The sequence below is a fragment of the Methyloglobulus sp. genome, from assembly GCF_040079455.1.
Lineage (GTDB): Bacteria > Pseudomonadota > Gammaproteobacteria > Methylococcales > Methylomonadaceae > Methyloglobulus.
On record NZ_JBEBKJ010000133.1, the window covers coordinates 1 to 5,451 of the forward strand.

At 44.9% G+C, this 5,451-nt stretch carries 6 protein-coding genes; all 6 read left to right on the forward strand.

Features of this window, described 5'->3' with window-relative positions; all coding sequences use genetic code 11:
* Positions 1-1,894, forward strand: a 1,894-nt coding sequence (glnE, locus tag ABL924_RS17620; RefSeq protein WP_349028405.1) for a bifunctional [glutamate--ammonia ligase]-adenylyl-L-tyrosine phosphorylase/[glutamate--ammonia-ligase] adenylyltransferase, incomplete at its 5' end; no start/stop codon positions are given.
* A 194-nt stretch (positions 1,895-2,088) separates the two neighbouring features.
* Positions 2,089-3,048, forward strand: coding sequence for a DUF2971 domain-containing protein (locus ABL924_RS17625; protein ID WP_349028406.1), 960 nt, complete (start codon positions 2,089-2,091; stop codon positions 3,046-3,048).
* A 200-nt stretch (positions 3,049-3,248) separates the two neighbouring features.
* A complete protein-coding gene (locus ABL924_RS17630; protein ID WP_349028407.1) occupies positions 3,249-3,488 on the forward strand; it encodes a DUF433 domain-containing protein in 240 nt (79 codons plus the stop codon).
* Entirely contained in the window at positions 3,485-3,838 is a 354-nt protein-coding gene (locus ABL924_RS17635; protein ID WP_349028408.1) for a DUF5615 family PIN-like protein, read from the forward strand. Before ABL924_RS17630 ends, ABL924_RS17635 begins: the two co-directional genes overlap by 4 nt.
* A 132-nt stretch (positions 3,839-3,970) precedes the next feature.
* A complete protein-coding gene (locus tag ABL924_RS17640; RefSeq protein WP_349028409.1) occupies positions 3,971-4,897 on the forward strand; it encodes a branched-chain amino acid transaminase in 927 nt (308 codons plus the stop codon).
* A gap of 97 nt (positions 4,898-4,994) precedes the next feature.
* The coding region (locus ABL924_RS17645) for a glycosyltransferase family 9 protein (protein ID WP_349028410.1) at positions 4,995-5,451 on the forward strand (457 nt) is incomplete at its 3' end.

A 5,451-nucleotide genomic window follows, 5' to 3' on the forward strand; every position in this document is an offset into this window, starting at 1 on the left:
GGAAAATATCAAGCTGGGGCTGGGCGGCATCCGCGAGATTGAGTTCATCGGGCAGGCGTTTCAGCTCATACGCGGTGGCCATGAAAAATCCTTGCAAACACGCGGCATTCTGGATGTCCTAAGCATTTTGGGGCAAGTGAAACTGCTCCCGCAAACGGATGTGGATCAACTCAGCCAGTCTTACCGATTTCTGCGCCGCGTGGAAAACCACATCCAACAATATCAAGACAAGCAAACCCACGATTTGCCAACTACGGAACAAGCCAAACTGATACTTGCATATTCCTTGGATTTTGAAGATTGGCACAGTTTTAAAAGCGAGTTAGATCGTGTCAGAACTGCGGTTCATGCTGTTTTTGACCAAGTTTTCGCCGTATCAAAGCAACAAAATAAAGATAAGCTGAGCCAGAAAATCTGGTCTTGTGTTGCTGATGATGACGAACTGATGGAACATTTAAACGGCTACGGTTTCCAGCATACCGATGAAACCTTGAAAGCAATCAAGGATTTCAAAAACTCTACCGCGCTGAGGCGCATGACAACGAAAGGCGCTGGCATCGTTGACCGCTTGCTGCCGCAACTCATCGAGTCCGCGTGTGTGGTCGATAATCCTGATGAAACCTTAGTGCGGCTGGTCAAGCTGTTTGAAGCCGTCGCGGGCAGGAATGTCTATCTAGCCCTATTATCGGAGAACCCCGATGCCCTCAACCAGTTAATCCGCCTTGCTTCTGCAAGTAGCTGGATTTGCGACTATCTGGCATTGTATCCGGTGTTGTTCGATGAATTGCTGGATACCCGCAGCTTATATGAACCGTTGAAGCAGAACGATCTTAATCAACAACTTAAAGGGTTGCTCGCCGCCATCGACATCCAAGATTTGGAATCGGTCATGACAGCCCTGCGGCAATTCAAGCACCTAAACGTGTTGCGCGTGGCGGCTGCGGATATTATGGGCGCAATCCCCATCATGGTCGTCAGCGATTATTTGACTTACATCGCAGAAGGCATTGTTGCTTATGTCATTGAACGCACTTGGTTAATGTTGACGGAAAAACACGGTTTTCCGCCCGGAGCTAGCAACGACAACATCAACTTTGCCGTCATCGGCTTCGGTAAGCTGGGTGGCATTGAATTAGGCTACGGCTCCGATCTCGACCTGGTGTTCCTGTATGATTGCCCTGATGGCAATGCTATGACTTCGGGAGAAAAACCGCTGTCCTGTTCGCCATTCTATGGTCGGCTAGGCTTAAAAATCAGGCATATACTCGACACTAAGATGCTGTCAGGCGTACTTTATGAGGTGGATATGCGCCTACGCCCCAGCGGGGATTCAGGCTTATTGGTTACCCATATCGGCGTTTATGAAGACTACCTGAAAAATCAGGCCTGGACATGGGAACATCAGGCATTGGTGCGGGGTCGATTTATAGCCGGCGACCTGAGGATAAAAACTTCGTATGAGGGCATTCGCCATAGAATCCTGAGCTTAATCAGGGATGAAACCAAACTGAAAACCGAAGTCCGCGAGATGCGGGAAAAAATGCGTGCCGCTTTGAACACCTGCTCCGCCAGCCAATTCGACTTAAAACAGGGCAAAGGCGGTATTGCCGACATCGAGTTTATAGTACAATTCCTTATTCTGGCGAATGCGGCGAAAATCAGCAAGTTATGCGAATTTACCGACAACGTCCGGCAGTTGGAAAGCTTGACGCGGCACGGCATAATCAGCCAAGACGAGGCCGACACCCTGAAAACTGCATTCTGCAACTATCGCGACATTGGTCATAAGCAAGTCCTACAAGGCGATAAGGTGTCGATTGATGTTGGGGTAGTATCGGGTTTGCGGGAACAGGTCGAGGGGATTTGGGATAGGGTTTTTGATGTTCAAACTTAAAGTTGACGTAGGGTGCGTTTTACGCACCAAATCAGGTGCATTAAATGTAACCCTGACTAACACGGAAGAAACAATTTATAGGATGTGCCGAGGAACGAGGCGCATCAATCGCGAACGATGCGCTTCACATTGTTCAGCACATCCTATGGTTCTGAACAATGTTGTTCGATAGAGGGAAACATACGGGGTTACAGATGAATCACCCACAAAAGCTATATAAATATCGATCATTTAATCCTTACACCCTTCGCCTTTTGTGCGAGGACAAGGTCTATTATGCCCATCCGAATAGCTTTAACGATCCACTCGATAGCAACCCTACAATCCAAAATGATCTAGATATAAACTCTCTAAAAAATCTTTATCAGAGAATGCATGAAAACGATTCTAAGAGACACATAGGCAAAATTTTTGAATTCGAAAATCATTTCGGAAATAATCAGGAACTGACGATACAGGAATACAAGGTTGAACAATCAACGCATTTTAAAATGTGTGCTGCAAATCAATGCGATAATATGAAAATACAAGCTAAAGACGAAGCAGACTTTATTCAAAAACTTACCAAAGAATGCAAAACGTTTCTTGACAAGAAATTGGCTGACTGGGGCGTTTTGTCTTTAGCCAAAAGATGGGACTGTCCGCTCATGTGGAGTCACTACGCCGATAATCATCACGGTATATGTATTGAGTACGATACAGAAAAAAGCTATTGCCGTACGCTCAATTCCGTCGATTACAGTGGTCAACGGAGTATAAAAGCATCTGATTTAATGCAGTCGGAACTGCATGGCTCAATAGAAGCATGGCAAAAGATACAAAAGGCGTATTTTTTTAAAAAAGCAAGCGATTGGAAATACGAAGAAGAGTGGCGGTGCCTTGCTTCTGCGAGACCTGGTGAACATGCAGCGCCTTTTCGAATTAGCGGAATTTATTTTGGGCTTAGGTGCGATCCTGCGGTGATAAAAACCATATTTTTGTTACTTTGTAATCAAAATGAACCCCGCGTATCTTTTTATCAAATCAATGACCTAAAAGGCGATTACTCTCTCGATAAAAATGAGATAGATTTTGATCAGAGGGCTATTTATTATGCCGGTGGTTTCTTATTGAGAAAATCTGATAATCGTTTATTGTCCGAATTCATTATCTGAGTACGTAGGTTGGGTTAGCCCAGCATTTGCACTGTCTTGTGGAATTTGTTGATGATTGGGCTGGGCGTAACCCAACATCGGCGGTTGCGGAACACCTAACGTTGGGTTACGGCGCACAGTAACCGCAATGGAAGTTTAGCTTGATTGCCATGTGCGACTAACCCAACCTACGAACTGCAACTGTAATACGAGGAACATTTATGTCTGGATTATTTTTTAAGCGCATTACAATAGACAGCCAAATTTGCCATGGCAAACCTTGCATTAGGGGGTTGCGCTATCCGGTGGAAACCATTCTTGAATGGTTAAGTTCCGGCATGACAATTGAGGAAATTCTTTCGGATTATGAAGATTTGCAACGGGAAGATATTTTGGTTGCCCTGAATTTTGCTGCCAAATTGGCGCATGTCAAACGAATTGAAGACTTGGTTGCCGCTTGAAATTTTTGGTCGATGCCCAATTGCCTCGAAAACTTGCGGCTTTATTGCAAAGTTTTGGGCACGAGGTTTTACACACTTTGGATTTGCCTGATGCGAACCGAACATCGGATGCGCGGATAAATGAACTCTCGGTAGCCGAACAACGCATTGTTGTGACTAAAGATGCCGATTTTGTTAACTCATTTTTAATATCCCAAGTACCTTACAAATTATTGCTGGTTTCAACGGGTAATATAGCCAATTCGAGACTTCTCACACTTTTTGAGGATAATTTATCATCCATTGCCACAGCATTTACGGCATGTGATTTTGTGGAAATTACACGAAGCCAGTTGATCGAGCATAAATAAGCAAGGTTGAACACATCGCTTAATCATGGTCTTTATTTTAGTAATGGGCGAATTTATCAATCCATTTTATAATTCCAGCACAAACGCAATACAAACAATATTTTGAGTAAACAGTAAAACTAAGGTGAAACAATGACAACAATGGACGATAGAGATGGCCTAATATGGTTCGATGGACAATGGGTTAACTGGCGGGATGCCAAAGTCCATGTGTTGACACATACCTTGCATTACGGTTGCGGTGTGTTTGAAGGCTTACGTGCTTATCATGCTGAAAAAGGTACTGCTATTTTCAAAATGCAGGAACACACCGACCGCTTGTTCCGTTCGGCGCATATCATGAATATGCCGATGCCATTCAGCAAAGATGAAATCAACCAAGCGCAACGCGAAGCAATTTCCAAGAATAATCTGGACAGTGCCTACATCCGTACCATGTGCTTTTACGGCTCTGAAGGCATGGGGCTACGTGCTGACAACCTGAAAGTCCATGTCATGGTCGCCGCCTGGACTTGGGGTGCGTATTTGGGCGCAGAAAACATGGAAAAAGGCATCCGTATCCGCACGTCGTCGTATACCCGCAACCACGTCAACAGCACGATGTGCAAAGCCAAGGCTAACGGCAATTACATCAACTCCATCCTCGCCTTGCAAGAAGCGTTATCGACTGGCTATGACGAAGCCTTGTTGCTGGATCATGAAGGTTTCTGCGCGGAAGGTAGCGGCGAGAACCTGTTCATCGTCCGTAATGGCAAGCTATACACACCGGAAACTACGTCTGCGCTGGAAGGCATCACCCGTGATACCCTCATGACCATTGCTGCTGACCAAGGTTTAGACGTTATCGTAAAACGCATCACCCGTGATGAAGTGTATGTGGCTGATGAAGCCTTCTTCACGGGTTCTGCGGCTGAAGTAACGCCGATTCGGGAATATGATGGTCGTACGATTGGTAATGGCGGTCGCGGCCCTATCACGGAAAAATTGCAGGTCTTATATTTTGATTACGTGCATGGACGTAAATCTGACCATGCTGAGTGGCTAACTTACGTAAAATAATTGCTTCTGGACAACCCAATGATAATTTTAATTGTTTGGTTGATCTGGGTGAACGATAGCGACATACAAACCAACCTAGCCAACAGCTAATCTATCCATGCGTATAGCCATCGTTAAACTTTCTGCCTTGGGCGATATTGTCCATGCCATGGTTGCGCTGCAATTTATTAAGCAGCATCTGCCTGACATTGAGATTGACTGGATTATAGAAGAGCGATTTGCCGGCGTTTTATATGACAACCCGGATATTTCTCAGGTCATCACAGTCAATATCAAGGCTTTAAAAACCGATAAACTGGCGATTTTTCAGGAAATAAAAAAAATTTGCCAGCTTGCAAAAGCTAACTATGACTTGGTCATTGATGCCCAAGGTCTCATTAAATCAGCCATTACTGCACGATTGCTAGGCAACCCGGTGGCCGGATTCGATACCAACTCCATCAGGGAAAAAGCCTCAGCTTGGTTTTATAAAATCAAAGTCAAGTGCGCTTATGATGAAAATACCATAGACAGAAATGTGCGTGTATTATCAACACCATTAGGTTTCAATATCT

Excerpts from the sequence above, each read along its gene's own strand:
- ABL924_RS17625 (WP_349028406.1), top strand. The coding sequence starts at position 2,089 with ATGAATCACCCACAAAAGCTATATAAATATCGATCATTTAATCCTTAC.
- ABL924_RS17630 (WP_349028407.1), top strand. The coding sequence starts at position 3,249 with ATGTCTGGATTATTTTTTAAGCGCATTACAATAGACAGCCAAATTTGC.
- ABL924_RS17640 (WP_349028409.1), top strand. The coding sequence starts at position 3,971 with ATGACAACAATGGACGATAGAGATGGCCTAATATGGTTCGATGGACAA.